We start from the raw sequence: 25,809 nt of genomic DNA on the forward strand, positions 1-25,809 counted from the left end.
CCCTTCAAACAAACAAGGCGATTACTCGGCGGCCTGGAGTTCCGGCCGAACGGGCATTTTTGCCAGGGGATCGAGCAGCCTTAGGCGTTCGCCAGCGGCCTTTTCGGCACTGGCCTGCCTGACGTGACCATAGCCGCGAATGAGCTCCGGCACCGAGGCAAGCGCGGCCGCAGCCTCGACCTTGCCTGCCGCCAGCGCGCTGGCGACAAGCTCCAGATCGGCCTCGTACTGCGCAAGAAGCTGCCGTTCCATACGCCTTTCGGAGCTGTAGCCGAACACATCGAAGACCGTGCCGCGCAAGCCTTTCATCGCTGCCAGCAGGCGGAACCCCTCCATCATCCAGGGACCGAAACTCGACTTCCTCGGCTTGCCGTCCTTGCCGCGCCTGCCCATCATCGGCGGCGCGAGATGGAATTCGAGCTTGTCGTAGCTCTGGAACTGCTTGCCCAGCTCGGCGGCGAAGGAGCCGTCGGTGTAGAGCCTCGCCACCTCGTATTCGTCCTTGATCGCCATCAGCTTGAACAGGTTCCTCGCAGCGGCCTCGGTCACATCAGTCGAACCGGGCATCGCCCTGGCTTCGGCCTTGCGCAGCGCGGCCAGTCTGTCGGCGTAGCGCGTGGCATAGGCAGCGTTCTGATAAGCGGTGAGGAAGGCGAACCGGCGGGCGATAATGTCGTCCAGCGTTTCGACGACAGCGGCGTTCTGTGCAGCCGTGCCCGGCTGGGCAACGAGGCCGCGCACGAAATCCGGCTGGTGGGCGGCGCGGCGGCCCCAGCGGAAGGCTGAGACGTTCATCGCCACGGCCTGGCCGTTGAGTTCGATCGCCTTTTCGACTGCCTCGGCCGACAGCGGCAAGCCGCCATGCTGGAAGGCGAAGCCGAGCATGAACATGTTGGCGCCGAGCGAACTGCCGAACAGCGCGGTGGCGGTGCGGGTGGCGTCGAAGAAATGCGCCTTGTCGTCGCCGGCGGCAGTGCGGATCGCCTTTTTCAGCCGCTCGACAGGCAGCGAGAAATCCGCCGACCGGGTAAACTCACCGGGCATGATCTCGGCGGTGTTGGCGAGGAAGATCGTGTGGCCCTCACGCACCGCGGCGAGCACCTTTTGAGCGCCCGACACGACGAGGTCGCAGCCGAGCACAAGGTCTGCCTTGCCGGCCGAAACGCGGATGGCGTGGATATCGCCCGGGCTGCGCGCGATGCGGACATGGGTGAACACCGAGCCGCCCTTCTGGGCAAGGCCGGCCATGTCGATCATGCCGCAGCCCTTGTCTTCGAGATGGGCCGCCATGCCGAGCACCGCGCCGATGGTGACGACGCCGGTGCCGCCGACGCCGTCGATGATCGCCGCCCAGCCCTGTTCGCCGAGCGGAAATTCAGCGGGCGCGGGCACGCCGTCGAGCGGATCGGTCGTGCCGGCCATACCCTCGGCCTTCCTGATCTTGGCGCCATGCACGGTGACGAAGGACGGGCAGAAGCCGTTGACGCAGGAGAAATCCTTGTTGCAGCTCGACTGGTCGATCCTGCGCTTGCGGCCGAATTCAGTCTCGACCGGCTGGATCGACACGCAGTTCGACTGCACCCCGCAATCGCCGCAGCCTTCGCAGACCAGTTCGTTGATGAAGACGCGCTTGTCGGGATCGGGGAATGTGCCGCGCTTGCGGCGGCGGCGCTTTTCGGCGGCGCAGGTCTGGTCGTAGATCAGCACGGATGTGCCCTTGACCGCGCGCAATTCGCGCTGGATGAGGTCGAGATCGTCGCGGTGATGGATGGTGGCGCCGGCGGGGAATTCGACCTTGCCGGTATATTTGTCCGGCTCGTCGGTGACGATAGCGATACGCTCGACGCCCTCGGCCCGCACCTGCCTGGCGATCATGTCCACGGTCAGGCCACCCTCGTGCGGCTGGCCGCCGGTCATGGCGACGGCGTCGTTGTAGAGGATCTTGTAGGTGATGTTGGCGTCGGTCGACAGCGCGAAGCGGATCGCCAGCGCACCAGAGTGGTTGTAGGTGCCGTCGCCGAGATTCTGGAAGATGTGGTCGCGCTTTGAGAACGGCGCCTGGCCGACCCATTGCGCGCCCTCGCCGCCCATGGCTGTGAAACCAACGGTGTTGCGGTCCATCCACAGCGCCATGAAATGGCAACCGATGCCGGCGGCGGCGAGCGAGCCGTCGGGCACCTTGGTCGAGGAATTGTGCGGGCAGCCGGAGCAGAAGAAGGGGGTGCGCGAGGCGATGTCTGACGTGTCGGCGAGCATCGCCTGGAACTGGCGAAGTTTCGCCACTCGTGCGGCAATCTCGTCCGACGGACCGATCGTTCGCAAGATTCTCTCGCCGAGCGCGATTGCGATGTCATTGGGGTCGAGCGCGCCCTTGGCCGGGAACAGCCCGTCGCCGCGCTCGTCCTTCTTGCCGACGATGACCGGCTGCATGGCGGTGCCGTAAAGGTTCTCGCGCAGTTGCACCTCGATCAGCGAGCGTTTCTCCTCGACGACGACGATGGCGTCGAGGCCGCGAGCGAAATCGGCGATGTGCTGCAGGTCGAGCGGCCACGGGCAACCGACCTTGAACAGCCTGATCCCGATGCGGTTGGCGGCAGTCTCGTCGACGCCGATGTCTTCCAGCGCCTGGCGAACGTCGAGATAGCTCTTGCCGATGGTGACGATGCCAAGCTTCGGGCTGCTGCCGCCGGAATAGACGATCCGGTTCAGCCCGTTGGCATGGATGAAGGCCGAAGCGGCGGCGCGCTTGTATTCATGCAGCCGCTCCTCCTGGCCGAGCATGTCGATCTCGTTGCGAATGTTGAGGCCGCCGGGCGGCATGTCGAAGTCCGGGGCGACGATATCAAGCCGGTCGAGTGCGGCATCGACCGAAGCCGTCGATTCAATGTTGTCCTTGACGCATTTGATCGCTGCCCAGGTGCCGGCGAAACGCGACATGGCAAAGCCGTAGAGCCCATAGTCGATGATCTCCTGGACCCCCGCCGGATTGAGGATCGGCACCATACTGTCGACGAACAGGAATTCGGTGGCGTGCGCGTTGGTTGAGGATTCGGCCATGTGGTCGTCGCCCATCAGGGCAAGCACGCCGCCATATCTAGACGAGCCGGCCAGGTTGGCATGGCGGAACACGTCGCCGGATCGGTCGACGCCCGGTCCCTTGCCGTACCAGACCGAAAAGACGCCGTCATGCGTGCCCTCGCCCAGCAACTCGGCCTGCTGCGATCCCCAGCAGGCCGTGGCCGCAAGTTCCTCGTTGAGGCCGGGCTGAAAGACGATGTCCGACTGGGCGAGCTGCTTCCTGGCCTTCCAAAGCTGCATGTCGAGGCCGCCGAGCGGCGAGCCGCGATAGCCGGAGACGAAGCCGGCGGTGTTCAAGCCAGCCCGGCGGTCGCGCGCGCGCTGCATCAGCAGCATGCGGATGACCGCCTGCGCGCCGGAAAGGAAGATGCGCTCCTTCCCCAGGTCGAACTTGTCGTCGAGCGCGACATCATACAGCGTCATCAGGCATTTCCCTCTGCGGAGGCCACACTTCGAGCACAGCCAACGTCGGAGTCGGATGCTGCAGTGTTTCTCCCCTTGCCGGGCAGGTCAAACAAAATCGAAGATGCCAGACGAGGCGCAACAAATGATCCGTGCGCGGCCGTGTGGCGCCACGAAACGCCTGTCGGGGAGGATGGCCGAGCACGAAAATTCCGGCGGCGGTCAGTGCCGCTGGTGACGCATCATGCAGCCTTTGGGCAACTGGGCTTTGGTTCGCCGGGCAGCTTGCCGTCGACATGGCCGGCCAGGTCCTTGTTGAGCTCGTAGACTGGCCCGACCACGAGAGGCCGGTCGGGCAGGACCGACTGGTCGAGCGAGGACGTCAGTGTCGTCTCGAAACTCTGCAGCAATTTGCCGCTGCGATCCTCGATGCGGATCGACACGGTATAGGGCTTGTCCTTTACGACGCAGGTGAGCGGCGGGCTGGTCAGCGTCACATGCTGCAGCTTCGGCCATATTTTCTGGGTGACGATGATCGGATCACCACCGGCCGGGTTCTGGAAGGAGACCACGGCGACCTGTCCCTCACCCACCGGCCGCAACGGATTGAGGGTGATGACATAGGTGGCGATGCCCAGCCGGTAGTTGAACTCGAACAGCTTCCCGGAAATGGCGAACAGCTGGTCCTTACCGGAGTCACGGCAGGCGCCGAGCGCGGCCACCGCGAACAACGCCGCGACGACAATCATCGCGTGCGAGTATCTTTTAGACATTGGTGATCTCCCTCGCCGCGGTCCGGCGGCGATAGTATCGGTTTGCCTTCTGTCGGTTGCCGCACACCGCCATGTCGCACCAGAGGCGGCTGGAATTGCGGCTTTTGTCGACAAACAGCCAGCTGCAATTCGGACATATCCTCAGCCTGGCGATTGTGTCGCCGCGCAGCAGCGACAGCGCCGAGACCGCAAGCGCCGCCTCGAAGGCAATCGGCGTCGCCGGATTGCCGAACGGTTTTCCGGGCCTCCCGATTTCGGTGCGGCTTTGGGCGAGTCCGTCGGCGCAGGCTTCAAGGAATTCGGGCATGTCTCCGGTAGTGATCGCACCTTTCGAAACCGCGCGGCGAAACAGCCGATCGGTCGTCTCCCTGATCGACAGCACCACCGGCGCGATCTTTTCAGGCGCCGGCGCTACGAGCGGCCTGCCGCCGAGCTCGGCGGCGCGAAACCCGCTCGCCGCTTCGGCAAAGCGGGCGATCTCCGCCGGATCTTTGAGCCGGTCGAAGGTTTTCTCCGGATCGTTCCGCAAGACGACGGTGTTCGCCGTGTCGAGCGCAAGCATGCCACCGGTGAAGCGGTGCGGAGTCCAGGATACTACCATATGGCGAATCTAACCGATAAATCGCATTTGACAAGTTAGATTCCGGGTGCAACGCTCGTCACGGAGGCGATCGCCATCGCCTTGTCTTGAGAACGTCGTTCGTCCCAAACCGCTACGCCCCGATTGCGGGGCATGCATCGAGGACATTGCATGCTCTATTTCTTCCAGCAGGTTCTGAACGGGCTGCATTCGGGCGCGCTCTACGCATTGCTTGCCTTCGGCTACGTGCTGACCAACGGCATCCTGCACCGCACCAATCTTGCCTATGGGGCGCTGTTCGCCTTTTGCGGGCATACGATGATCCTCACCGCGGCGTTCGGCTATCAGGTGCTGTGGCTGACGCTGTTTGCATCCGTCGCGCTCGGCGTAGCTGCGGCGTTCCTTTATGCGGCGCTGCTCAGCCGTGTCTTGTCGCGAAGCATCTTCGAACCGTTGGCCGACCGCTCGCCCAACGCCATCGTGGTGACGACGCTCGGTATATTGCTGGCCCTGTCGGAAGCCAGCCGTATCGCCGCCGACACCCATGATCTGTGGCTGCCGCCAATGCTGGCCCAGCCCATCATTTTTGCGCGAGGGGCCAATTTCAATGCCACGCTGACGCTTATCCAGTTGCTCGACTGCGCTGTCGTCGCGGCAACTATCGGGCTCGCCGCCTGGGCGTTTGCCCAATCAAGCTTCGGCCGGCGCTGGCGCGCCGTGTCCGACGATCCCAGGGCGGCAGCGATGTGCGGCGTCGATGTTCGCGCGGTGCTTCGGCGTGCGGTGCTTTTCGGCGGCCTTTGCGCGGCACTGGCCGGCGTGCTCGCCGCCTTCTACTACGGCAACATCAGCTTCGGCACAGGGTTGGTCTACGGGCTGAAAATCCTGTTTGTGACGGCGGTGGGCGGCTATCTCTCGCCGTTACGGGCAGCACTTGGCGCTGCCGCTTTCGGCATGGCCGAATCGCTGTGGGCCGGCTATTTTCCGCTCGAATGGCGCGATGGCTGGATGTATCTGTTCCTCGTCGCCATGCTGGTGCTGATCGGCACCGGCCGCGATCAGGGCAAGATCGCCTGACTGTACCAAGCCTGGGTAGACTTTGGTTGCATGACGTCTACAGCGCGCGCGTCCTCTCGGACGCGCAAGGGACGCTGTAGCACTTTGATTTTGCGCATGATCCCAGCGAAAATCGATTCCCATTTTCGGGGTCATGGGCCGGGTCAGGCGGCTGCTTCGCCCCCTTCCTCATCTCAAAAGCCCCCTTCCTCACTTCACAAGATTGTTTTAGTCGGTCTGCCCTGTGTTGACCCGCCGGGCCACGCACGGCATACCGTTGGGCCACATCGAGGCGGCGGAAAAACAAGCGGGATGGCGCGCCGCTGATACTTTGAAGCACGCAACGTGCTCTCCGAAAATCGACACCGATTTCGGGCCGATGCGTAAAGGGAGGAATGCATGGCAGGGCTTCTCGCTCTATCCAGAACCATTGATCGTGTGAACGAATTCATCGGCAGATGGGTGTCGTGGCTGATCCTGCTGGCAATCCTGGTCAGCGCCGCCAATGCGGTCATCCGCAAGACGTTCGACATGTCGTCGAACGCCTGGCTGGAACTGCAGTGGTATTTGTTCGGCGCCGCCTTCATGCTGGCCGCCGCCTACACGCTGAAGCAGAACGACCATATCCGCATCGACATCGTCTACGGCATGTTCTCGCGCCGCGTGCAGCACTGGATCGACCTTCTCGGCCATCTCTTTTTCCTGATGCCGTTCGTCACCCTGATGGTGATCTATTTCGTTCCCTATGTGTCGCTGTCGTTTCGCAGCGGCGAAATGTCTAACAATTCCGGCGGGCTGATCATCTGGCCGGCAAAGGCGATCCTGCTGGTCGGCTTTTTCCTGCTCGCGCTCCAGGGTATCTCCGAGATCATCAAGAAGATCGCCATCATGCGCGGCGACATGGACGATCCCACCCCGTTCATATCGGTCCATGAGCAGGCCGAACTCGAAGCGAAGGCGCTCGCCGAAGAGGTGCGCTCGTGATCGAGTTCATCGCCCAGAACATGGCGCCGATCATGTTCGCCTCGCTGGTCATCTTCCTGCTGATCGGCTACCCGGTCGCGTTTTCGCTCGCCGCCAACGGCCTGCTGTTCTTCTTTATCGGTGTCCTTCTGTCGCCCTATTCGGGCGGCTCGATCAATCTCGCTTGGCCGCTGCTGCACGCACTGCCGGACAATTTCTACGGCAGCCGGGTGATGTCGAACGACACGCTGCTGGCCATCCCGTTCTTCACGTTCATGGGCATCGTGCTCGAACGATCGGGCATGGCCGAGGACCTTCTCGATACGATCGGCCAATTGTTCGGACCGATCCGCGGCGGTCTCGCCTATGCCGTGATCTTCGTCGGTGCGCTGCTTGCCGCAACCACGGGTGTGGTGGCTGCTTCCGTCATCGCCATGGGCCTGATCTCGCTGCCGATCATGCTGCGCTACGGCTATGACCGCCGTGTGGCGTCCGGCGTCATTGCGGCGTCGGGCACGCTCGCCCAGATCATTCCGCCCTCGCTGGTGCTGATCGTTCTGGCCGACCAGCTCGGCCGCTCGGTCGGCGACATGTATGCGGGCGCGCTGATCCCGGGGCTGGTTCTGACCGGCCTCTATACGCTCTACATCCTGATCATGTCGATTGTCCGGCCGAAGTCGATGCCGGCCCTGCCGCTCGGGGCCCGCACGCTCGGCCACGGCATCCTGTCGTTGCTGGTCGCGCTGCTGACGGCAGTCGTGGTTTCCTACGCGGCGTATCGCTATCTTGCGCCGTCGCAGGGCCAAAACGCCGACATTCTCGGCGCCACCATCGGCGTGGTTTTCATCTACGTCGTGGCGATCGCCGACCAGCGCCTGAAGATCAACATGATGTCGCGGCTGGCGCAGCAGGTGATCATCGTGCTGATTCCGCCGCTGGCGCTGATCTTCCTGGTGCTGGGCACCATCTTTCTCGGCATCGCCACCCCGACCGAGGGCGGCGCCATGGGCGCCGTCGGCGCGCTGATCATGGCGGCGATGAAAGGGCGGCTGTCGCTGGACGTGATCAAGCAGGCGCTGGCGTCGACGACGCGGCTGTCGTCCTTCGTGCTGTTCATCCTGATCGGCGCGCGTGTGTTCTCGCTCACCTTCTACGGCGTCAACGGCCATATCTGGGTCGAACACCTCCTGACATCGCTGCCGGGCGGCGAAATTGGCTTCCTGATCGGGGTGAACATCCTCGTGTTCCTGCTCGCCTTCTTCCTCGACTTCTTCGAGCTCGCCTTCATTATCGTGCCGCTTTTGGCGCCGGCCGCCGACAAACTCGGCATCGACCTGATCTGGTTCGGCGTGCTGCTCGGCGTCAACATGCAGACCAGCTTCATGCACCCGCCCTTCGGCTTCGCGCTGTTCTACCTGCGCTCGGTCGCCGCCCGGGTGCCCTATCTGGATCGCCTCACCGGCAAACAGATCGCACCGGTGACCACCGGCCAGATCTATTGGGGCGCGGTTCCCTTCGTTTGCATCCAGGTCATCATGATCGGCCTGACCATCGCTTTCCCGCAGATGGTGATGCACTACAAGGGCACGCCAGTCGACCCGGGCACGATCGATTACCAGGTACCGGAAACGCCGGGCCTGTCGCCGCTTGGCATACCGCCGGCGGATGGCGGCACGGCGCCGACCGCGCCTGCACCGGACCTGTCGCAGCCGCCGAATTTCGGCGAAACGCCGCCTGCCAAGCCAGCAGCGCCAGCACCCGATCTGTCCCAACCACCGAGTTTCAATTGATGCCGGAGGCGCAACAGAGATGAAAGCGGTGCGGCTGGAGGGCGTGGGCAGCATTGCCCTGCGCGAGGTCGGCAAACCGGCCGCCGGGCCGGACGATCTCCTGGTGCGGATCGAGGCATGCGGCGTCTGCGGAACCGACCGGCATCTTTTCCATGGCGAATTTCCCTGTACGCCGCCGGTGACGCTCGGACATGAATTCTCTGGGATCGTCGAAGCGATTGGAACCGGAGTGTCCGGCTTTTCGGTCGGCGATCGCGTCACCGGCGATCCCAACATCGCCTGCGGGAGCTGTCCGCACTGCCATGCGGGTCGCATCAATCTTTGCCATAATCTGATTGCCATCGGCATCCGCCGCGACGGCGGCTTCGCCGAATATGTCGTGCTGCCCCAGAAGCAGGCCTTCTCCCTTCCGAAAGACCTGAAGCCGACGCATGGCGCGTTCTGCGAGCCGCTTGGCTGCTGCCTGCATGGCTTGGACCTGGCGCAGATCAGACCCGGCTCCTCGGTCGCCGTGCTTGGTGGCGGCGTGATCGGCCTGCTCACCGTGCAACTGGCGAGGCTTGCCGGCGCGACGACAATCATCCTATCGACGCGCCAGGCCTCGCGGCGTGCCCTCGCCGAAGAATTGGGCGCAACGGCGACCGTCGACCCAAGCGCTTGCGATATCATCGACACGGTCGTCGGTGCGTCGGGCCTGATGCCAGGCGGTGTCAATGTGGTGTTCGAATGTGCTGGCGTAAGAGAGACAGTCGAGCAATCGATGCGGCTGGCCAAAGCCGGCGGTACGGTTGTCGTCGTCGGCGTGATGCCTCAAGGCATGAAGGCCGAGTTCGAACCTTTCGACCTGTTGTTCCGGGAATTGAGGGTCCTGGGCTCGTTTCTCAATCCGTTTACGCATCGCCGGGCCGCCGATCTCATCGCCTCGGGTGCGATCGAGATCGACAAGCTCATCTCACGGCATGTGACGCTTGAGGAGGCGGCTGCGGTGATCGCCAATCCGCCTGCGCCAGGCGAAGTCAAGGTGCTGGTTGTGCCGCGCTGATCCGGCAAATCGAAGTGTGACGGCGCCACGCGCGTGGGGCCGTCACTGTTGTCAGAGCTTGCCGGTGCGCTGCTGGACCATCATGAAGGTGTCGTAATTGTACTCGGCCACCTGCGCCCAGAGATAGTGCTCCTTTCGGAACGCCTTGATCGAGTCCCAGATCTTCTTGAACGGCGCGTTCGAGGCTTCCATCTCGGCATAGACCTCGTTTGCCTTTTCGAAGCAGGCTGCCAAGATTTCCGGGCTGAACGGGCGCAATTTGGCGCCCCCGGACACCAGCCGCCTCACGGCCGCCGGATTCAGAAAGTCGTATTTCTGCAGCATGTTGGCGTCGGCGGCCTGCGCGGCGGTGTGCACCAGCGCCTTATAGGCCGGTGAAAGCTCTTCGTATTTCGCCTTGTTGAACATCAGATGGACGGTCGGCCCGCCTTCCCACCAGCCGGGATAATAATAATTCGGCGCGACCTTGTAGAATCCGAGCTTCTCATCGTCATAAGGGCCGACCCACTCGGCGGCGTCTATGGTGCCTTTTTCCAGCGCCGGATAGATGTCGCCGCCGGCGATCTGCTGCGGCACCACGCCGAGCCTTTCCACCACTTTGCCGGCAAAGCCACCGATGCGCATCTTGAGGCCCGAAAGGTCGGCGACGGTGTTGATCTCCTTGCGGAACCAGCCGCCCATCTGCACGCCGGTATTGCCGCCCGGCAAGCCAAAAAGGCCCTGCGTGGCGAGAAACTCGTTGAACAGGTCGATGCCGCCGCCGTGGTAATGCCAGGCATTGATGCCGCGCGCGTTGAGCGAGAACGGAACCGCAGCGCCCAGCGCCCATGTCGGGTCCTTGCCCCAATAATAATATGCCACCGTATGGCAGGCCTCGACGGTGCCGGCGGTGGTGGCGTCCGCGGCCTGCAGGCCGGGCACGAGTTCACCTGCCGCGAAGACCTGGACCTGGAAGTTGCCGTCGGTCGCCTCCGCAAGCATCTTGGAAAAGACCTCGGCGCCGCCGTAGATCGTGTCGAGAGATTTCGGGAAGGACGACGCCAGGCGCCATGTCACTTTCGGATTGGATTGGGCGATGGCCGGCGCGGCAAGCGCTGCTGTAGCCGCCGCGGCGCCCACACCGGTCGCGCCGGCCTTGCGGATGAATGATCGACGATCCATGAAGTCCTCCCTATTGGATCAATAGACCGACGTTCGGGAAATGCTCTGTGCCCCGGATCGGCTTCGCGGCAGACATTACACGGGCAAGAAGTCGAGTCCAGCCATGGCAGCCGGTTTTGCCGGCGGCGTTTCCGCGAAATTCGCGGCGCGAACGCACCTCTTGCAACTTAAGTCTAACGCCGTTTCGGTGGACCATGCGACATGCCGAACTTGTCATGGCAAAGCCCCTTCGGATCGCCTATTTTAAAGGCAGAATATGTCCCTGCACTGAATGGAACCCGGATCAAAAATGCAGCAGCCGCTCGTCGCCATATCGACCGACGTCCGCCAGTTCGATAACTACACCTGGCATGCCGTTCCGCAGCAATATCTGGAGGCGGCGCTTTCGGGCGCCGGCGTATTCCCGGTGCTGGTGCCGTCCTTCGGCGACCGGCTCGATTTCGACGAACTCCTGTCATCGGTCGACGGCGTCATGGTCACCGGTTCGAAGTCCAATGTGCATCCCTCGCTCTATGGCGGCGATGCCAGCGAGGCCAATGGTCCCTACGATCCTGCCCGCGACGCGACGACGCTGCCGTTGATCCGCAAGGCAGTGGAGCGCGGCGTGCCGCTGCTCGCCATCTGCCGCGGCATCCAGGAAATGAATGTGGCGCTGGGCGGCACGCTGGCTACAGAGATTCAGGAGCGCAAGGGATCGCTGGACCATCGCGCACCGGCGAGCGACAATCAGGACGAACGCTTCGCCATCCGCCAGTCCATTTCGATCAAGCCTGGAACCTGCCTCGCCGGCGTCTTCGGGGCGGACGACATCATGGTCAATTCGGTGCACCGCCAGGCCATCGACCGGCTCGGCCCGAAGCTGCAGATAGAGGCGGTCGCCACTGACGGCACGGTCGAGGCGGTTTCGGTGCGGGACGCCCGTGCTTTCGCCGTCGGCGTCCAGTGGCATCCCGAATACTGGGTCAAGTCGGACAGCATCTCAGCAAGGATATTCCGCGCCTTCGGCGACGCGGTGCGCCTGCACGCCGCAGCGAAATCCGGCACGCGGGCCGCCGCGGAATAGTTCAGCGGTCAGACGTCAACATCAATCGCTGCCGGCCGCCAGCGACAGCAGCGGCAGGGCTGGCGCGTAGGATTCATAACCGTCGCCGTCGGCGACGCCGAAAGTGACGATCGGGTCGATGCCGTTCGCGCTGAAGGTGACCGTGCCGTCATCCTGCTCACGCCAGAATTTCGCGCGCTCGATGCCGGGCAAGACCCGGCGGCAATTCGCAGTGACCGTCAACAGCGAAAGGCCATGCGAAATCTCAGTGCCGCGCTTGACCGCGCAGGAGGCTTCGTCGCCATTGGCCACCAGCCTGTAGTCGTCGGGCGACGGCGTTAGCTCATCGGCGGCTGTGCGGCCTTCGCCGCTGCCGCCGTGAAACAGCTGAACGCTGCCGAACAGCGCGGCCACCGCCATCAATGCAGCAAGTGCTTTCATCTGCGTTCTCCGGGTGTTTGGCGATAGATATAGAATGATTCAAAGCGTTAAGCCGTAGTTAACAAATTAGAAAGCGTGCCAATCAGCTGCGCGCCTTGACCTTTTCCGTTTCCGGCACCGGCGTCAGCGCCCTCCCTTCCGAAAACCAGGAAATCAGATTGTCGACGCACAGATCGGCCATGGCGCGGCGGGTATGTTCCGAAGCCGAGCCGACATGCGGCAAAAGCGAGGTGTTGGGAGCGGCGAGCAGCGCCGGCAACACGTTCGGCTCATCGGCGAAGACGTCGAGCCCGGCAGCTGCGATGGTGCCATTGGCCAGGGCTGCGGCAAGAGCTGCCTCGTCCACCGTGCTGCCGCGACCGATGTTGACGAAGACGCCATTCGGACCAAGCACCGACAGGATCTCGGCGTTGACCGCCTTTTCCGTCGAGGCGCCGCCGGGCGCCACCGAGATCAGCGTATCGACCGCCTCGGCAAGGCCTTTCAGCGTGCCGTGGTATTCGTATGCCAGGCCTTCGACGCGGCGCCGATTGTGATAGGCGATCGGCAGCCCAAAGGCCTCTAGCCGGCGCGCAATGGCGAGACCAATGCGGCCCATGCCGAAAATGCCAACGCTGCGACCGCGCAAAGTCAGCCGGCTTAGCGGATAGTTGCCGTTGCGTGCCCAACTGCCGTCGCGCAGCCAGGTCTCGGCGCGCGGCAGATCGCGGATGGTGTTGATCAAAAGCCCGATCGCCGTGTTGGCGACCTCCTCGGTCAGCACGTCAGGCGTGTTGGTGACCATGACACCGCGCTGTGCTGCGTGACGGGCATCGACCGAATCATAGCCGACGCCGAAATTGGCGATGATCTCGAGGTTCGGCAGCGCGTCGATGAGGGCTGCGTTGATCCCGCCAAAGGCGGCAATGCCGCGCACCGTCCGGCGCAGCTCGTCGGTGACCAGCGACGCATCGGCCCGTTCGATCCAGACGCGGCTGAACGTCCGGTCGATGCGACCGACCGCATGATCATTGAATTGGCCCGGCACCAGAATGGCGACTGCTTGCTGCTGTTCGGCTTTTGTCATTCACGCTCCACCGGTTTGCCGGTCGACTGGCGCACATGCAGTTCCGGCTTGATCAGTTCCTGCGACGGCCGCACCATCTGCCCATTGAGCTTGTCGAGCAGCGCGCTGGCTGCGCGGCGGCCGACTTCACGCTGGCCGTTCCACACGGTGGTCAGCGCCGGCGTCGCGATCGCCGCCTCCTCGAGATCGTCATAGCCGGTGACGGAGATGTCAATGCCCGGCACCAGCCCGGCGCGTGCAATACCGTTCATCAGGCCGATGGCGACGAGGTCGTTCCAGCAGCAGGCCGCGGTCGGCTTGTCCTTCAGCGCAAGGAACTGCCCGGCGGCCTCGAAGCCGGCCTGCTTGGTGCGCGGACCGGCGATGCGCCAGGACGGCCTGACCTCCAGCCCGGCCGCCTCCATAGCGTTGACATAGCCCTGGTAGCGATCGCGGCCGGTCGAGGTCTGGTCGGTGCCGCCGACCATGGCGATGCGCTTGTGGCCGAGCGAGATCAGATGGTTGGTGGCAAGCCCAGTGCCGTAGGCATCGTCGCCGCGAAACACCGGCACGTCGGCGCCTTCGACGGTGCGCGCGATCAGCACCGCGGGCAGGCCGTTTTCCTCGGCCATGAATATGTCTTCGGGCGGCGTGCCGATGGCCGGCGACATGATGACGCCGTCGGCGCCGAGCTGCAAAAGCGTGTCGATGAAGGTGCGCTGCTTTTCGAGCTGGTCGTAGTGGTTCGACAGGATGAAGGTCTGCCGGCTGCGATCGAGCTCGCTTTCGATCGAGCGCAGTATCTCGGCGAAGAACGGGTTCATGATGTCGTGAACGACGACGCCGACGATGCCCGAACGCGAGGTGCGCAGGCTGGCGGCACGGCGATTGTAGATATAGCCGATGGCGCGGGCATGTTCCTTGATGCGGTCGCGGGTGTTTCCGGCAACCAGCGGACTGTCGCGCAGAGCCAGCGAGACCGTGGCCGTGGACACACCGAGCGCATCCGCGATCGTCGAAAGCTTGATCTTCTGTGCCAGCGCCTTGCGCTCCCCCGACGATCTAGAGCTGATCCATGATCTCCAGCGAAACCGGATGCCACTTTCGGGATCATGATCTAAACAGTTTAAACGCGGCCTTATGCCACCCTTCCGGAACAAATCAAAGTTTTTTTGCCAGCGCTTCCACCTCGACGTCGAGGGCGGCGCGGTTGCGCACGCGAAGCCGGTGCTCGCGATGGACGATATAAAGGCCGCTGGCGACGATGACGATCGCCCCGACGAGCGTCCAGCGGTCGGGAAACTGGTTGAAGACAATCCAGCCGGCAATGATCATCCAGATCATCTGTGAATAGGGATAGGGAGCCAATGCCGTGGTGGTGGCAAGACGATAGGCCTGAACCAGGAGCCAGTGGCCGATTGCACCGAAGACGCCAAGCATCAGCAGGATGAACCAGTGCCAGCCATCCTGCGGCAGCGAAAGCGAAAACGGCAGCATCGGCAGGAGAAGTACGGCCGGAGCCAGCGCCGAAAAGAGAATCAGGCTCTCCGAGGTTTCCGTGGCCGACATGCGCCGCGTCATGATGACGTAAAAACAGTTCGACAGCATCGAGCCGAGCGCGAAGAGATGGCCGACGCCAAAGACGCCAACGCCTGGCCGGGTGATGATGAGGACGCCGACGAAGCCGCTCAGGATTGCCAGCCAGCGCCGCCAGCCAGCCCATTCACCGAGCAAAGGACCGGCGATTGCTGTGATCACCATCGGCGCGAAGAAATAGATCGATGTGGTTTCTGCCAGCTGCAAGGTTCGCAGCGCCATGACGTTGCAAATGGTCGATCCGAACAGGAAGGCGCCGCGCAGGATATGCGCCGGCAGATTGTTGGCGCGAAAGCGCGCCGGCTCGCGCCATCCGCGCAGAAAGACACCGACAAGCACGACATGGACGGCGAAGCGAGCCCAGGCGACGATCAGCGCCGAGACGCCGGCCATGACAAGATATTTGCTGCTGGTGTCGAGGAAGGTGAAAAATACATAGACGGAAAGCATGCAGAGGATCGCCGCCGGAGGCGTCGCGCTTTCGTCTTGTCTTGGGAGAGCACTCAATTTCAGGCCGGATGGAAGCAGGGCAGAGCCCTACCTTTGAGGCAATTGTCACCTGCCGGCAAGCCAGAGGAGGCTGACAACAGCTGACTACGTGCACTAGGGATGCATACGGGCGCCCCTGGTGATCTTGTCGACAAGCTTCTTTTCGGTACGCACCGCGATGCCGACGACCTTGGCGTCGTCGGGTGCGAATTCGGCAAATACGGCGCGGTTCCCCGCGTCGTGGCCGGTCGAAAACATTTCGTCGACGTAGAGCGAGGTCGTCACACCGCGGTCCAGCGCCCGCCGGTGGATCGCACTGAGCGTCGGGCGATCGGCCGAAAGCACGATGACCGGCTGGATCGAGAGCGGATTGTAGATATTGCCGGCGCGGTCGCGATAGGGTTCGCCGATGATGTCGCTATACTGCGCAACGATACCGCTGGTCAGGAAGGCGGTGACATTGAGCTTTTGCCAGACGGGAAGGTCGTCCTGCAGCACGATTGCAAATTTCGTGTCGAACATGAGACATTTGCCATTCGAGGTTTGTGAGTGAAGCGATGTCAAACAGCCTAGATGGCGAGGCCTTCCAAGGTCTTGGACGTTTGTGCGTTGACGCGGCTGAGAACTGCGTCATCTCGGCACCCGATTCCGCCGGCATGGAGCGTATCGAGGCCCGGTTCCACGGCAGCGCGTTCGATCTCCATCGTCACGATACCTACGCCATCGGCGTGACGCTGCATGGCGTCCAGAGTTTCCGTTATCGCGGCGCGTCGCATCATAGCCTGCCCGGCCAGATTATCGTGCTCCATCCCGACGGATTGCACGACGGCGGTGCCGGCACCGAAGAGGGCCTGCGTTACAGGATGCTTTATCTGGAGCCGTCCGTCGTGCTGGACTGCCTTGATACGATCGACGCATCGCTGCCTTTCGTCAGGGATGCCGTGGTGACGGATCCTGTCTTCCGCACGAGGCTGCTTTCGGCGCTGGGGCCGTTGGACCAGAAGCTGGACGATCTCTTTGTCGCCGACTTCATTGCGCAGCTGATGCGAAGCCTGGCACGGCATGCAGGCCTGCCGGCGAAACCGATCCCAAGGACAGCATGGCGCGCGGCCAGCCTGGCGCGCGACTATCTGGAAGAGAATGTTTTCCGTATCGTCCGCTCCGACGAGCTGGAGGCGATCACCGGGCTGGATCGCTACGCCCTATCGCGGCATTTCCGTGCTGCCTTCTCCACCAGCCCGCATCGCTTTCTCTTGATGCGCCGGCTTCAACGAGCACGGCGCATGATCGAGGCAAGCGAGCCACTGGCGCAGATCGCGATAGCGGCCGGGTTCAGCGACCAAAGTCATTTCAACAGACACTTCAAGAAAGCGTTCGGTGTCACGCCGGGCCGCTGGTCGGCATTGGTCCATGGATCGTCAGCAGCCGCTGCCTGATGGCGTCAGCCGCTGATCATTCGTCGGCGTCGATCTCCTCGTCGACGAGAACCATCTCGCCGTTCGAGAGGTTCGCCTCAACGCGGGCGAGCAGCTTGAACAGCGCCTTCTGGTCCTTTTTATCGAGACCCTTCAGCGCCTGCTTCTCGGTCTTCTTCACCGATTTCTCGATGGCATGAATGATTTCGCGGCCCGTGTCGGTCAGAAAGATATGGGCCTGGCGGGCATCGGCGGAAGAGGCGCGCTTTTCCAGGAAGCCCTGCGCCTGCAGCCGGTTGATGGTCTTGGTGATGGTCGGCGGGCGCACACCGAGGCGACCGGCAAGATTGCCGGGCGTCTGCCCGTCCTCACGGTCGAGCGCGAGCATGATCTGGTCCTGACCGGCATAGAAGCCGTGCCCTAGAAGCCGCGCCGCCAGCGCAGTACGTGCCAGCCGCGCCGCCGAATGCAGCCGGCTCATTGTCGCAGTCTTGTCCGCCTTGGCCATGGTCATCCCTCTTCGGCCGAACCGGTGCGGACAGCATAGAGGCAGCCGCCCGGTTGGCAATCGACGATCAAAGATCCGGCTTTGCAAAACAGCTTTGCCGGCAAGCAATGCGGTGTCCGCCGTGGCTAATGCCAGATGTTTATTTCAGTTAGATGACAAACGACTTTTCGGTAGAGGTGGACGCTTGCAGCAGGAGCACTCCACACACGACGAGACTCAACCAGCCTTCATCGCGACGATCATCAAGGCTTGGTAGACCTCCGCCACCTCGCGCAGCGCCGCCTGCGACAGCGGCCCAGCGCGCCGCGCGATACGGTCCCTGGCATTCGACGTATCGCGCTTGCCGGACCGGTCGGTGTAAGGCGCGACAGTGGTGAATATCTGCTCGCTCAGACTATCGGGGAAAAACAGCTGGCCGGTCATCACCGAATTAGCGTTGGGGAAGACCTTGAAGTGGATGTGGGTGGTGCGGCCGCGATACCAGCCGGGATAGATGGTGGCGAACGAGACGAGACCGCTCTCGTCGGTCTTTTGCCAACCGCGCAGAAAACTCTGGCCTGACGTATCGACGTCCTGGCCGTCGCCTTGTCCCGGATAGCCTGAATAATGCCCTTGCGCGTCGCAATGCCAGATGTCGACACGCGCGCCGGCAAGCGGTCGGCAGGCCGCGTCGACCACCTGCAGCCGCACATTGAGAGCAATGCCCGCTTTGCCTTCGGTGATATCGGCGCGCTGGAGCTTCGGGTCGAAATAGAACGGCCCCTCAGTCGCTTCCGGCGTGATCGCGCAAACGCCGGCACCGCTATCGAACAGGGCAAGCCCGACATAGGGCGAGGCCTGCTGAGCCAGCGCGATGCCCGGAAGGAAGACGCCGCCGCCGGCGCTGACGGCAATGAAGCCGAGCGCCTGACGCCGGCTCAACGGGGACGGTTTGTCGGACATTCGGCGCCTCTTTTGGTTTCTTTCGAGCAAGCTGCCTTGTTCTTATCTAGGCAGTGAAATCCGCCAGCGCCAATGAAAGTTCAGCGATGTTGGGAAAGCCGGCAATGTTGGCGACGTGTTTGGCCCATCGGTTTGCCGCGTGCAAAAGCACGGCGCACATCCTATATGGAGCCAACAATCCTTTTCGAGGCCCAACATGAGCGATGCACAGACGACGCAGATCCCCGTAACCGTTCTCACCGGCTATCTCGGCGCCGGCAAGACGACGCTGCTCAACCGCATCCTTTCGGAAAACCACGGCAAGCGCTACGCCGTCATCGTCAATGAGTTCGGCGAGATCGGCATCGACAACGAGCTGATCGTAGAATCCGACGAGGAAATCTACGAGATGAACAATGGCTGCGTCTGCTGCACGGTGCGCGGCGACCTGATCCGCGTTGTCGAGGGCCTGATGCGCCGGCCGGGCCGTTTCGACGCCATCGTGGTGGAGACGACCGGCCTCGCCGATCCGGTGCCTGTGGCGCAGACCTTCTTCATGGACGACGATGTGCGCTCCAAGACCAGGCTCGACGCCGTGGTGGCGCTGGTCGACGCCAAGCACCTGCCGTTGCGGCTGAAGGATTCCCGCGAAGCCGAGGACCAGATCGCCTTTGCCGATGTCGTCGTGCTCAACAAGACCGATCTCGTCACGCCGGAGGAACTGAGCAAGGTCGAGGCGACGATCCGCGCGATAAACCCGGCGGCCAGGATTCATCGCACCACCCGCGCCGGCCTGGCGCTGTCCGAGGTGCTCGACCGTGGCGCCTTCGATCTTTCCCGAGCGCTGGAGAACGATCCGCACTTCCTCGAGGCGCATGACGACCATGATCATCATGACCATGACCATCACGATCATGATGGTCATCATCACCATGACGGGCATGACCACCATCATCACACGCACCCTTCCGATATCCATGACGTGACGGTGCAATCGGTGTCGCTGCGCGGCGGTGAGATGGACCCAAAGAAGTTCTTCCCGTGGATCGAGAAGATCACCCAGATGGAAGGCCCGAACATCCTGCGGCTGAAGGGCATCATCGCGCTCAAGGGCGATGACGAGCGCTACGTTATTCAGGGCGTCCACATGATCATCGAGGGCGACCACCAGCGCGCCTGGAAGGACGGCGAGAAGCACGAGAGCCGGCTGGTATTCATCGGCCGCGAGCTCGACGCCGAGCGCCTTAAGAAGAGCTTCGACGCCTGCCAGGCGTAATGGACCGAATAGGGGTTGGTTACTGCCTTCTGTACACATATCATGTGTACAGAAGTGCAAAAGAGGACAGATTATGTCCAGATCCGCCGACAATAATTCGAACGTTATCAGATACGCATTCCACCGGCGCAGAAGGCGATCATCGCCCCGGGCAGCTGCGCTGTCGCACAAGGACATGGCCGATTTCATCCTCGACAAGATCGTACCCGAAGCGCAGGCCGTGATCGAAGCTGCCGAGGTGATGAGGGCGTCCAACCGCGACTTCACACGCATCCTTGACCTACTTGAGAACCCGCCGAAACCCAATGCTAGGCTGCGAGCGGCGAGCGCTGCCTTGCCGGATACTGTGTGACGCTTCCGTTCTGGCACGAGGAGTCGATTGCGAAACGCCACGATCGGGCTTCTTTCGGTTGCGGTGATGCGCAGATGAACGATTTCTGCGGCGGTTCGCACGGCAGAGCCACGATCAGAACGCGGCCAAGACCTTCTGTGCAATCGACAACGCGGCTTCGGACCGGCTCCTCGGTTTCTATACAATCGCCCCTTCCGCTGTAGCTCATGAAGCAGTGCCGGACGCCATGACGAGAGGCTTGGCGCGACACGAGGTTTCCGGCTTCAAGCTTGCCCGGCTTGCGACCGCCCGCGCCGTCGCCGGGCAAGGGCTCGGAGGTCAGCTGCTAGCCGCCGCAGCGTTGCGCTGCCTGCGGCTTGCAGGTGAGGGCGGCGGCATCCTGCTCATCATCGACGCCAAGAACGAGCGGGCAGCACGGTTGTATGCCAGCTATGGTGCCGAGAGCCTCCAAGGCCAGGATTTGACCTTGGCGATGCCATTGGCGACCTTCGCAACTGGTCTGCGGGCCAAGGGACTGTTTTGACGATCGGAGTCGCCACAATTGTGGTTTCGATGCAGATCCTCATGGTTGCCGGAACCGCAAACGTCGAGTAAGCCGCCTGAACCGCCCCTGCAATCCCGTCTAGCTGTGAACCACGATAGCCATGCCCACAGTCGCCCCACTTGATCTCCAGGGTCATTGCATCGCCGCCGTCTTCCTTGGCGACGTACCGCATTTCGCATTGGCCGACGGCACAATCCATCGGCTGGACCACGGCCACAAGACGGCGCAGGCCAATGACGGGCTGCTCGCCGCGTTCCACGATGCGGCCAACGACCGGCTGATCACCGGCGGCGAGGACGGCAAGATTTTTTCGGTTAGCGCCGGCGGCAATGCGGCAGAATTGGCAAGCGCCGGGAAAAAATGGATCACCAGCGTCGCCGCCGGACCACAAGGCGCCGTGGCCTATGCCTCGGGCAAAATCGCCTTTGTGCGCTTTGCCGACGGCAAGACTAAAGAATTCATGCATCCGCGTTCGGTCGAAGGGCTGGCGTTCTCGCCCAAGGGCATGCGCTTCGGCGTCGCCCGCTACAATGGCGCGACGCTGCATTTTCCGGCGGCGGACGGCAAGCCAGTCGAGCTGGAATGGGCCGGCGCCCATACCGGCATCACCTTCTCGCCGGATGGCGCCTTCCTCGTCACCACCATGCAGGAGAACGCCCTACATGGCTGGAAGCTGGCCGACGGCAAGCACATGCGCATGAGCGGCTATCCCGGCAAAGTCAAAAGCCTGTCGTGGAGCGCCAAGGGAAAATGGCTGGCCAGTTCCGGCGCACCGGCGGCGATCGTCTGGCCGTTTTCGGGCAAGGACGGGCCGATGGGCAAGGCGCCGCTGGAACTCGGCACGCGCGGCAACGCCATGGTGACCTCGGTCGCCTGCCATCCAAGCCAGGATGTCGTCGCCATCGGCTATGACGACGGCATGGTGATGGCGGTGCGTTTCGCTGACGCCAAAGAGGTGCTTCTGCGCCGACCGGGCAAGGGCGCCATCACCTCGATGATGTGGGATAGGGAGGAACGCCGCGTCGCCTTCGGCAGTGCCGCCGGCGATTGCGGCGTCATCGATATTTCCGCATAACCGGGAGTTCTCTACTCGGCCCCGCAGGAGACTTTGCCGGTCAACGCGGCAGGCATGCTATCGCCACCCGTGTCAGCCGTGCCCTCATAGATGGCGAGCGAATAGCGCCCGTCATAGGTGCCTTCTTCACTGGACTTGGTCACGATCGTCAGTTCGACAGAGCTGTAGGTGTTTGCGACCTCGTGCTGGCGATAGACGAGCAGCCGCAATTCCTTGCCGTCGAGCCAATATTGCGTGAGGTTGGAATCCTCGAACACTGTCTTGCGCAAATCGTCGCCGACGGGTCTGCCGAGAATTTCGAGATCGCCGCGGAAATTGAACGTTGGACCGCCCATGCCTCTGGTGACGCCGGCTTCGACCTGGAATTTCACCGCTGCATCCTCGGCCGAGCACCAGATGCCGCCGGTGGCGAAGGCCGAGCCGGCCGATAACAGCAGCGTTGTTGCACAGAAGATCGTCCGCATCTTTCTTTCCCCAGCCACAAACCCTATCCGCATTGATGCTGGAGGATGCCCTCAGGTCAAGCGCCCGTCCTCTTCACCCTGGCCGCTGAACCAATGCAGGACAGCTGTGCGGCCAATTGCGGTTCCGGACGCCGATTGGCAGAGTGACGGATGAGAGGGACCTTCATGCATACTATCGACCATTTAAAGACGTCCATCGGCGGCATCAGCACTGCCCGCATCGCCGATTTGCGCGAGACCGAGGCCGAAGCCTTCCGCAAGGCAAGGCCGAAATCGGCAGCCAAGGTCGGCAACGGCCTGCCGGGCTTCTTCGGCGGCGTGCCGATGCACTGGATGAACGACTGGCCGACGCCGTTTCCGATCCTGGTCGACAGCGCCAGAGGCGCCACCATCACCGATATCGACGGCAACCGGCTCGACGATTTCTGCCTCGGCGACACCGGCTCGATGTTCGGCCATTCGCCGCCGCCGGTCGCGCGCGGCATCCGCCGGCAGGCCGGACACGGCCTGACCTACATGCTGCCTTCCGAAGATGCGGTAGCGATCGGCCCGTTGCTGCAACAGCGCTTCGGCCTGCCGTTCTGGCAGATCGCGACGACGGCGACCGATGCCAACCGCTTTGCGCTGCGCGTCGCCCGCACCATCACCGGCCGGGAAAAGATCCTGGTCTTCAACGGCTGCTATCACGGCTCGGTTGACGAGACGATGGTGCGGCTGGTCGGCGGCAGACCGGCCAACCGGCCGGGACTGGCCGGCGAATTCCGCGACCTTACCCGGACGACCGATGTCATCGAGTTCAACGATGTGCCGGCACTCGAGGCCGTGCTCCGGAATAAGGATATCGCCTGCGTCATCACCGAGCCGGTGCTGACCAATTCCTGCATGGTGCTGCCCGAACCCGGCTTCCACGACGCGCTACGCCGTCTCACCCGCGCAACCGGCACCCTGCTGCTGATCGACGAGACGCACACGATCTCGACCGGTCCGGGCGGCTACACCAGGAAACACGGCTTGGAGCCGGACCTGTTCGTGCTCGGCAAGCCAATCGCCGGTGGCGTGCCGGCCAGCGTGTGGGGGATGAGCGAAGACGTCGCCAGCCGCTACACCGACTATATCAGCGCCAAGGAACCAGGCTATTCCGGCATGGGTACGACGCTGTCGGCCAATCCGCTGCAGTTCGCGGCAATGCGCGCCACGCTCGAAGAGGTGATGACCGAGGAGAACTACGACCATATGGACCATCTGGCGCGGCGGCTCGACGCAGGGCTGACCGCCGTCATCGACCGTTGCCGCCTGCCCTGGCATGTTGCCCAAGTCGGCGCGCGCGTCGAGTTCATCTGCGCACCTGGCCCGCTGAGGAATGGCGGCGAGGCGGAAACAGCGCTCGCGCCGGAGCTCGAAGCGGCTATCCATGTCGCACTGGTCAATCGCGGCGTGCTGATTGCGCCGTTCCACAACATGATGCTGATCTCGCCGGCGACCAGCGCCACCCAGGTCAACCGCCTGATCACCGCCTTCGGCGCGGTTGCGGCAAGGCTCGCGGCATGAGACAAGCTTGCACATGAGAGAAGCGCACAAGCAAATTTTGAACGCCATTATGACATCACCTTCGGGCTCGACGCCTGCCGAGGCGCAGACCTTTCTCGACGCCCATCCCGAAATCGAAGCGTTCGACATCGTGCTGACCGACGCCAATGGCGTCGGGCGTGGCAAGATCGTGCGCCGGCACGAATTGAAGAGCATCTTCGAGGGCGGCCGGCACATGCCGATCTCGATCCTCGGTCTCGACATCACCGGCGAGGACGTTCACGAGACGGGGCTGATCTGGACGACCGGCGACGGCGACCTGCGGGCATGGCCGATCCCCGGCACGCTGGTGCCGCTGTTCGGCACACAGCCGCCGCGCGGCCAGGTGCTGATGGCGATGTATCATCTCGACGGTCAGCCCATGTCCTCCGATCCGCGGCTGGCGCTGGCCCGTCAGGTGGAGATACTGGCGGCCAAGGGCCTGCATCCGGCCGGCGCCTTCGAGCTCGAATTCTTCCTGCTCGCCAACGAGCGCGACGCCGACGGCAAGGTGCAGCCGGCACACGCGGTGCTCGACGGCCGACGCTCGGCCAAGACCGAGGTCTATTCCGTCGACCATCTGCACGGCATGGAGCCACTGTTTTCCGACATCTATGCCGCGGCCAAGGTGCAAGGCATCCCGGCCGAGACTGTCATTTCCGAATATGCGCCCGGCCAGTACGAATTGACACTGAACTACCGCAACGATGTGATCCGGGCGGCCGACGACCTCGTCATGCTGAAGCGGCTGGTGCGGGCACAGGCGCGCCGCCACGGCGTCACCGCTTGCTTCATGGCCAAGCCGATCGAGAAATATGCCGGCTCTGGCATGCATTTCCATGTCTCGCTGCGGGACAACGCCGGCAAGAACGTCTTCACTGAGGCTAGCGGCGAGACTTGGTCCTTGCCGCTGCTGCGCGGCCTTGGCGGCCTCATCCAGACCATGGCCGAATCGATGCTGGTGTTTGCGCCGCACGCCAATTCATGGCGGCGTTTCGTTTCGCAATCCTATGCGCCGGTGGCGCCGACCTGGGGCGTCAACAACCGCTCGGTGGCGCTGCGCGTGCCGGCGGGTGATGCGAAAAACCGGCGCATCGAGCACCGGCCGTCGGGCGTCGACGCCAACCCCTATCTGGTAGCGGCAACTGTGCTGGCCGGCATCACTAAGGGTCTCGACGAAGGCCTCGATCCCGGCCCCGAAACCACCGGCAATGGCTACGAATCGGCAATCACGCGCACGACCATGCCGGTGGACTGGCGCGCCGCGATCGAGGCCGCGCGCGCGTCGACGTTCCTCAAAGGCGCACTGGGCGAAGACCTGCACCGTACATTTGTGGCGATCAAGCAATCCGAATATCTGCGCGTGGCGCGCACGGTCAGCGAACTGGATTATCATCTCTATCTGCACGAGGTGTAGGCATCGCGTTGTCGGCCATCCGCCGGTGAAGGCGCAGGCGTGTGTAATTTCAACGGAACCTTCCGCGGGCTTTGCTCATTGCGTGTCTGATCGCAGCAGCGGACAAGGCCGCATCAGCCATGATCGCCAGGATGCAGACAAATCCCACGCCACACCACGCTAAGGTGCAGGCAAGACGCTGGCCGAAGCCTGAATTGCCTGAGACGACGGAAGGCGACGACGCAAGATCTATTCCCGAACTCAGCGAAGTCGCGAAAGCCTGCCGCCGCTGCCCGCTTTGGCGCAATGCAACACAGACCGTGTTCGGCGAAGGGCCTGACAAGGCCAAGGTGATCTTCGTCGGTGAACAGCCTGGCGACCAGGAGGATTTGGCCGGCAAACCCTTCGTCGGGCCGGCGGGCAAGGTCTTCGACGCCATCCTTGAGGATGCCGGCGTCGACCGGTTGAAAGTCTATGTCACCAACGCGGTCAAGCATTTCAAATTCGAGCCGCGCGGCAAGCGGCGCATCCACTCCAAGCCAAATGCCGGCGAGGTGCAGGCCTGCCGCTGGTGGCTCGACAAGGAGCTCGAAATGATCAAGCCCAATCTGGCGGTGGCGCTCGGCGCAACAGCGGCGCAGTCGCTGCTCGGCAAGGTCGTGCCGATCATGAAGATGCGCGGCGAGGTCGTGGAGCGCGACGATGGCTTGCGTGTGTTCGTCACCATCCACCCGTCCTTCATCCTGCGTATTCGCGAGCCGGCGGACAAACAGGCCGAGCGCGAGCGGTTCCTGCAGGACATGAAGGCGGTAAAAAAGCTGATGGCGGCCTGAA

At 63.0% G+C, this 25,809-nt stretch carries 23 protein-coding genes and 2 pseudogenes; 13 read left to right on the forward strand and 12 right to left on the reverse strand.

Features of this window, described 5'->3' with window-relative positions:
- Positions 1 to 21: 21 nt before the first annotated feature.
- From CIT31_RS02860 to CIT31_RS02870, 3 genes are all read right to left on the reverse strand, one after another.
- A complete protein-coding gene (locus CIT31_RS02860; RefSeq protein ID WP_095517377.1) occupies positions 22 to 3,501 on the reverse strand; it encodes an indolepyruvate ferredoxin oxidoreductase family protein in 3,480 nt (1,159 codons plus the stop codon).
- 221 nt (positions 3,502 to 3,722) lie between these two features.
- Positions 3,723 to 4,253, reverse strand: a complete 531-nt coding sequence (locus CIT31_RS02865) for a hypothetical protein (protein WP_165778332.1) — start codon at positions 4,251 to 4,253, stop codon at positions 3,723 to 3,725.
- Positions 4,246 to 4,854: a CGNR zinc finger domain-containing protein gene (locus CIT31_RS02870; protein ID WP_095517379.1), complete on the reverse strand. Its 609-nt coding sequence runs from the start codon at positions 4,852 to 4,854 to the stop codon at positions 4,246 to 4,248. The genes CIT31_RS02865 and CIT31_RS02870 overlap by 8 nt, the downstream gene beginning before the upstream one ends.
- Positions 4,855 to 5,004: 150 nt before the next feature.
- On the opposite strand from CIT31_RS02870, the gene CIT31_RS02875 reads away from it, so the two are divergent.
- From CIT31_RS02875 to CIT31_RS02890, 4 genes are all read left to right on the forward strand, one after another.
- Entirely contained in the window at positions 5,005 to 5,910 is a 906-nt protein-coding gene (locus CIT31_RS02875) for a branched-chain amino acid ABC transporter permease (protein WP_065006077.1), read from the forward strand.
- Positions 5,911 to 6,288: 378 nt separating this feature from the next.
- A complete protein-coding gene (locus tag CIT31_RS02880) occupies positions 6,289 to 6,873 on the forward strand; it encodes a TRAP transporter small permease subunit (RefSeq protein WP_065006078.1) in 585 nt (194 codons plus the stop codon).
- Positions 6,870 to 8,642 (forward strand): TRAP transporter large permease, encoded by a 1,773-nt coding sequence (locus CIT31_RS02885; RefSeq protein ID WP_165778333.1) that lies wholly within the window; start codon positions 6,870 to 6,872, stop codon positions 8,640 to 8,642. The genes CIT31_RS02880 and CIT31_RS02885 overlap by 4 nt, the downstream gene beginning before the upstream one ends.
- Before the next feature lie 19 nt (positions 8,643 to 8,661).
- Positions 8,662 to 9,684, forward strand: coding sequence for a zinc-dependent alcohol dehydrogenase family protein (locus CIT31_RS02890; RefSeq protein WP_095517380.1), 1,023 nt, complete (start codon positions 8,662 to 8,664; stop codon positions 9,682 to 9,684).
- A gap of 51 nt (positions 9,685 to 9,735) precedes the next feature.
- On the opposite strand, the gene CIT31_RS02895 is transcribed toward CIT31_RS02890, so the two are convergent.
- Positions 9,736 to 10,845, reverse strand: a complete 1,110-nt coding sequence (locus CIT31_RS02895; protein ID WP_029347597.1) for a TRAP transporter substrate-binding protein — start codon at positions 10,843 to 10,845, stop codon at positions 9,736 to 9,738.
- Positions 10,846 to 11,134: 289 nt separating this feature from the next.
- On the opposite strand from CIT31_RS02895, the gene CIT31_RS02900 reads away from it, so the two are divergent.
- Complete coding sequence (locus CIT31_RS02900; RefSeq protein ID WP_095517699.1) at positions 11,135 to 11,908, forward strand: gamma-glutamyl-gamma-aminobutyrate hydrolase family protein; 774 nt, start codon at positions 11,135 to 11,137, stop codon at positions 11,906 to 11,908.
- Between the two features lie 21 nt (positions 11,909 to 11,929).
- Here CIT31_RS02900 and CIT31_RS02905 read toward each other — a convergent pair whose 3' ends face one another.
- The 5 genes from CIT31_RS02905 to CIT31_RS02925 all read right to left on the reverse strand — a co-directional run bounded on the left by CIT31_RS02905 (position 11,930) and on the right by CIT31_RS02925 (position 15,980).
- Positions 11,930 to 12,328 (reverse strand): hypothetical protein, encoded by a 399-nt coding sequence (locus tag CIT31_RS02905; RefSeq protein ID WP_095517381.1) that lies wholly within the window; start codon positions 12,326 to 12,328, stop codon positions 11,930 to 11,932.
- Positions 12,329 to 12,410: 82 nt separating this feature from the next.
- The gene (locus CIT31_RS02910) at positions 12,411 to 13,394 is read right to left on the reverse strand and encodes a 2-hydroxyacid dehydrogenase (protein ID WP_095517382.1); all 984 of its coding nucleotides are present in this window, start codon (positions 13,392 to 13,394) and stop codon (positions 12,411 to 12,413) included.
- Positions 13,391 to 14,413 carry a LacI family DNA-binding transcriptional regulator gene (locus CIT31_RS02915; protein WP_082982104.1) on the reverse strand — a complete coding sequence of 341 codons (1,023 nt, stop codon included), beginning with the start codon at positions 14,411 to 14,413 and terminating at the stop codon, positions 13,391 to 13,393. Before CIT31_RS02915 ends, CIT31_RS02910 begins: the two co-directional genes overlap by 4 nt.
- A gap of 121 nt (positions 14,414 to 14,534) precedes the next feature.
- On the reverse strand, positions 14,535 to 15,419 hold the full coding sequence (locus tag CIT31_RS02920) for a DMT family transporter (RefSeq protein WP_165778334.1): 885 nt from the start codon (positions 15,417 to 15,419) through the stop codon (positions 14,535 to 14,537).
- A 153-nt stretch (positions 15,420 to 15,572) separates the two neighbouring features.
- Positions 15,573 to 15,980, reverse strand: a complete 408-nt coding sequence (locus CIT31_RS02925) for a DUF2000 family protein (protein WP_095517384.1) — start codon at positions 15,978 to 15,980, stop codon at positions 15,573 to 15,575.
- 35 nt (positions 15,981 to 16,015) lie between these two features.
- Here CIT31_RS02925 and CIT31_RS02930 point away from each other — a divergent pair, with 35 nt between their 5' ends.
- Positions 16,016 to 16,894 carry an AraC family transcriptional regulator gene (locus CIT31_RS02930; RefSeq protein WP_095517385.1) on the forward strand — a complete coding sequence of 293 codons (879 nt, stop codon included), beginning with the start codon at positions 16,016 to 16,018 and terminating at the stop codon, positions 16,892 to 16,894.
- A 16-nt stretch (positions 16,895 to 16,910) separates the two neighbouring features.
- Here CIT31_RS02930 and CIT31_RS02935 read toward each other — a convergent pair whose 3' ends face one another.
- Positions 16,911 to 17,381 (reverse strand): MarR family winged helix-turn-helix transcriptional regulator, encoded by a 471-nt coding sequence (locus CIT31_RS02935; protein WP_095517700.1) that lies wholly within the window; start codon positions 17,379 to 17,381, stop codon positions 16,911 to 16,913.
- Positions 17,382 to 17,597: 216 nt separating this feature from the next.
- A complete protein-coding gene (locus CIT31_RS02940; protein ID WP_095517386.1) occupies positions 17,598 to 18,323 on the reverse strand; it encodes an intradiol ring-cleavage dioxygenase in 726 nt (241 codons plus the stop codon).
- A 196-nt stretch (positions 18,324 to 18,519) separates the two neighbouring features.
- Here CIT31_RS02940 and CIT31_RS02945 point away from each other — a divergent pair, with 196 nt between their 5' ends.
- The 4 genes and pseudogenes from CIT31_RS02945 to CIT31_RS02960 all read left to right on the forward strand — a co-directional run bounded on the left by CIT31_RS02945 (position 18,520) and on the right by CIT31_RS02960 (position 21,549).
- Complete coding sequence (locus CIT31_RS02945; RefSeq protein ID WP_065006088.1) at positions 18,520 to 19,578, forward strand: CobW family GTP-binding protein; 1,059 nt, start codon at positions 18,520 to 18,522, stop codon at positions 19,576 to 19,578.
- Positions 19,579 to 19,651: 73 nt separating this feature from the next.
- A pseudogene (locus tag CIT31_RS02950) lies at positions 19,652 to 19,930 on the forward strand (type II toxin-antitoxin system TacA family antitoxin).
- Positions 19,927 to 20,453 (forward strand): annotated as a pseudogene (locus CIT31_RS02955) (GNAT family N-acetyltransferase). Before CIT31_RS02950 ends, CIT31_RS02955 begins: the two co-directional pseudogenes overlap by 4 nt.
- A 121-nt stretch (positions 20,454 to 20,574) precedes the next feature.
- Positions 20,575 to 21,549 carry a WD40 repeat domain-containing protein gene (locus CIT31_RS02960; RefSeq protein ID WP_095517387.1) on the forward strand — a complete coding sequence of 325 codons (975 nt, stop codon included), beginning with the start codon at positions 20,575 to 20,577 and terminating at the stop codon, positions 21,547 to 21,549.
- 11 nt (positions 21,550 to 21,560) lie between these two features.
- Here CIT31_RS02960 and CIT31_RS02965 read toward each other — a convergent pair whose 3' ends face one another.
- Positions 21,561 to 22,013, reverse strand: a complete 453-nt coding sequence (locus tag CIT31_RS02965; protein ID WP_095517388.1) for a hypothetical protein — start codon at positions 22,011 to 22,013, stop codon at positions 21,561 to 21,563.
- A 165-nt stretch (positions 22,014 to 22,178) separates the two neighbouring features.
- Between CIT31_RS02965 and CIT31_RS02970 the strand changes: the two genes are divergently transcribed.
- From CIT31_RS02970 to CIT31_RS02980, 3 genes are all read left to right on the forward strand, one after another.
- Positions 22,179 to 23,561 carry an aspartate aminotransferase family protein gene (locus tag CIT31_RS02970; RefSeq protein ID WP_095517389.1) on the forward strand — a complete coding sequence of 461 codons (1,383 nt, stop codon included), beginning with the start codon at positions 22,179 to 22,181 and terminating at the stop codon, positions 23,559 to 23,561.
- A 49-nt stretch (positions 23,562 to 23,610) separates the two neighbouring features.
- On the forward strand, positions 23,611 to 24,996 hold the full coding sequence (locus CIT31_RS02975) for a glutamine synthetase family protein (RefSeq protein ID WP_095517701.1): 1,386 nt from the start codon (positions 23,611 to 23,613) through the stop codon (positions 24,994 to 24,996).
- 71 nt (positions 24,997 to 25,067) lie between these two features.
- Positions 25,068 to 25,808 (forward strand): UdgX family uracil-DNA binding protein, encoded by a 741-nt coding sequence (locus CIT31_RS02980; RefSeq protein WP_280950299.1) that lies wholly within the window; start codon positions 25,068 to 25,070, stop codon positions 25,806 to 25,808.
- Position 25,809 lies beyond the last annotated feature (1 nt).

It is taken from the genome of Mesorhizobium wenxiniae (assembly GCF_002284535.1).
GTDB lineage: Bacteria > Pseudomonadota > Alphaproteobacteria > Rhizobiales > Rhizobiaceae > Mesorhizobium > Mesorhizobium wenxiniae.

Coding starts and splice junctions, on each gene's coding strand:
- CIT31_RS02975 (WP_095517701.1), top strand. CDS start 23,611: ATGACATCACCTTCGGGCTCGACGCCTGCCGAGGCGCAGACCTTTCTC.
- CIT31_RS02910 (WP_095517382.1), bottom strand. CDS start 13,394: ATGACAAAAGCCGAACAGCAGCAAGCAGTCGCCATTCTGGTGCCGGGC.
- CIT31_RS02965 (WP_095517388.1), bottom strand. CDS start 22,013: ATGCGGACGATCTTCTGTGCAACAACGCTGCTGTTATCGGCCGGCTCG.
- CIT31_RS02940 (WP_095517386.1), bottom strand. CDS start 18,323: ATGTCCGACAAACCGTCCCCGTTGAGCCGGCGTCAGGCGCTCGGCTTC.
- CIT31_RS02865 (WP_165778332.1), bottom strand. CDS start 4,253: ATGTCTAAAAGATACTCGCACGCGATGATTGTCGTCGCGGCGTTGTTC.
- CIT31_RS02860 (WP_095517377.1), bottom strand. CDS start 3,501: ATGACGCTGTATGATGTCGCGCTCGACGACAAGTTCGACCTGGGGAAG.
- CIT31_RS02945 (WP_065006088.1), top strand. CDS start 18,520: ATGAGCGATGCACAGACGACGCAGATCCCCGTAACCGTTCTCACCGGC.
- CIT31_RS02880 (WP_065006078.1), top strand. CDS start 6,289: ATGGCAGGGCTTCTCGCTCTATCCAGAACCATTGATCGTGTGAACGAA.
- CIT31_RS02935 (WP_095517700.1), bottom strand. CDS start 17,381: ATGGCCAAGGCGGACAAGACTGCGACAATGAGCCGGCTGCATTCGGCG.
- CIT31_RS02925 (WP_095517384.1), bottom strand. CDS start 15,980: ATGTTCGACACGAAATTTGCAATCGTGCTGCAGGACGACCTTCCCGTC.
- CIT31_RS02900 (WP_095517699.1), top strand. CDS start 11,135: ATGCAGCAGCCGCTCGTCGCCATATCGACCGACGTCCGCCAGTTCGAT.
- CIT31_RS02920 (WP_165778334.1), bottom strand. CDS start 15,419: ATGCTTTCCGTCTATGTATTTTTCACCTTCCTCGACACCAGCAGCAAA.
- CIT31_RS02960 (WP_095517387.1), top strand. CDS start 20,575: ATGCCCACAGTCGCCCCACTTGATCTCCAGGGTCATTGCATCGCCGCC.
- CIT31_RS02890 (WP_095517380.1), top strand. CDS start 8,662: ATGAAAGCGGTGCGGCTGGAGGGCGTGGGCAGCATTGCCCTGCGCGAG.
- CIT31_RS02905 (WP_095517381.1), bottom strand. CDS start 12,328: ATGAAAGCACTTGCTGCATTGATGGCGGTGGCCGCGCTGTTCGGCAGC.
- CIT31_RS02875 (WP_065006077.1), top strand. CDS start 5,005: ATGCTCTATTTCTTCCAGCAGGTTCTGAACGGGCTGCATTCGGGCGCG.
- CIT31_RS02895 (WP_029347597.1), bottom strand. CDS start 10,845: ATGGATCGTCGATCATTCATCCGCAAGGCCGGCGCGACCGGTGTGGGC.
- CIT31_RS02930 (WP_095517385.1), top strand. CDS start 16,016: ATGTCAAACAGCCTAGATGGCGAGGCCTTCCAAGGTCTTGGACGTTTG.
- CIT31_RS02970 (WP_095517389.1), top strand. CDS start 22,179: ATGCATACTATCGACCATTTAAAGACGTCCATCGGCGGCATCAGCACT.
- CIT31_RS02870 (WP_095517379.1), bottom strand. CDS start 4,854: ATGGTAGTATCCTGGACTCCGCACCGCTTCACCGGTGGCATGCTTGCG.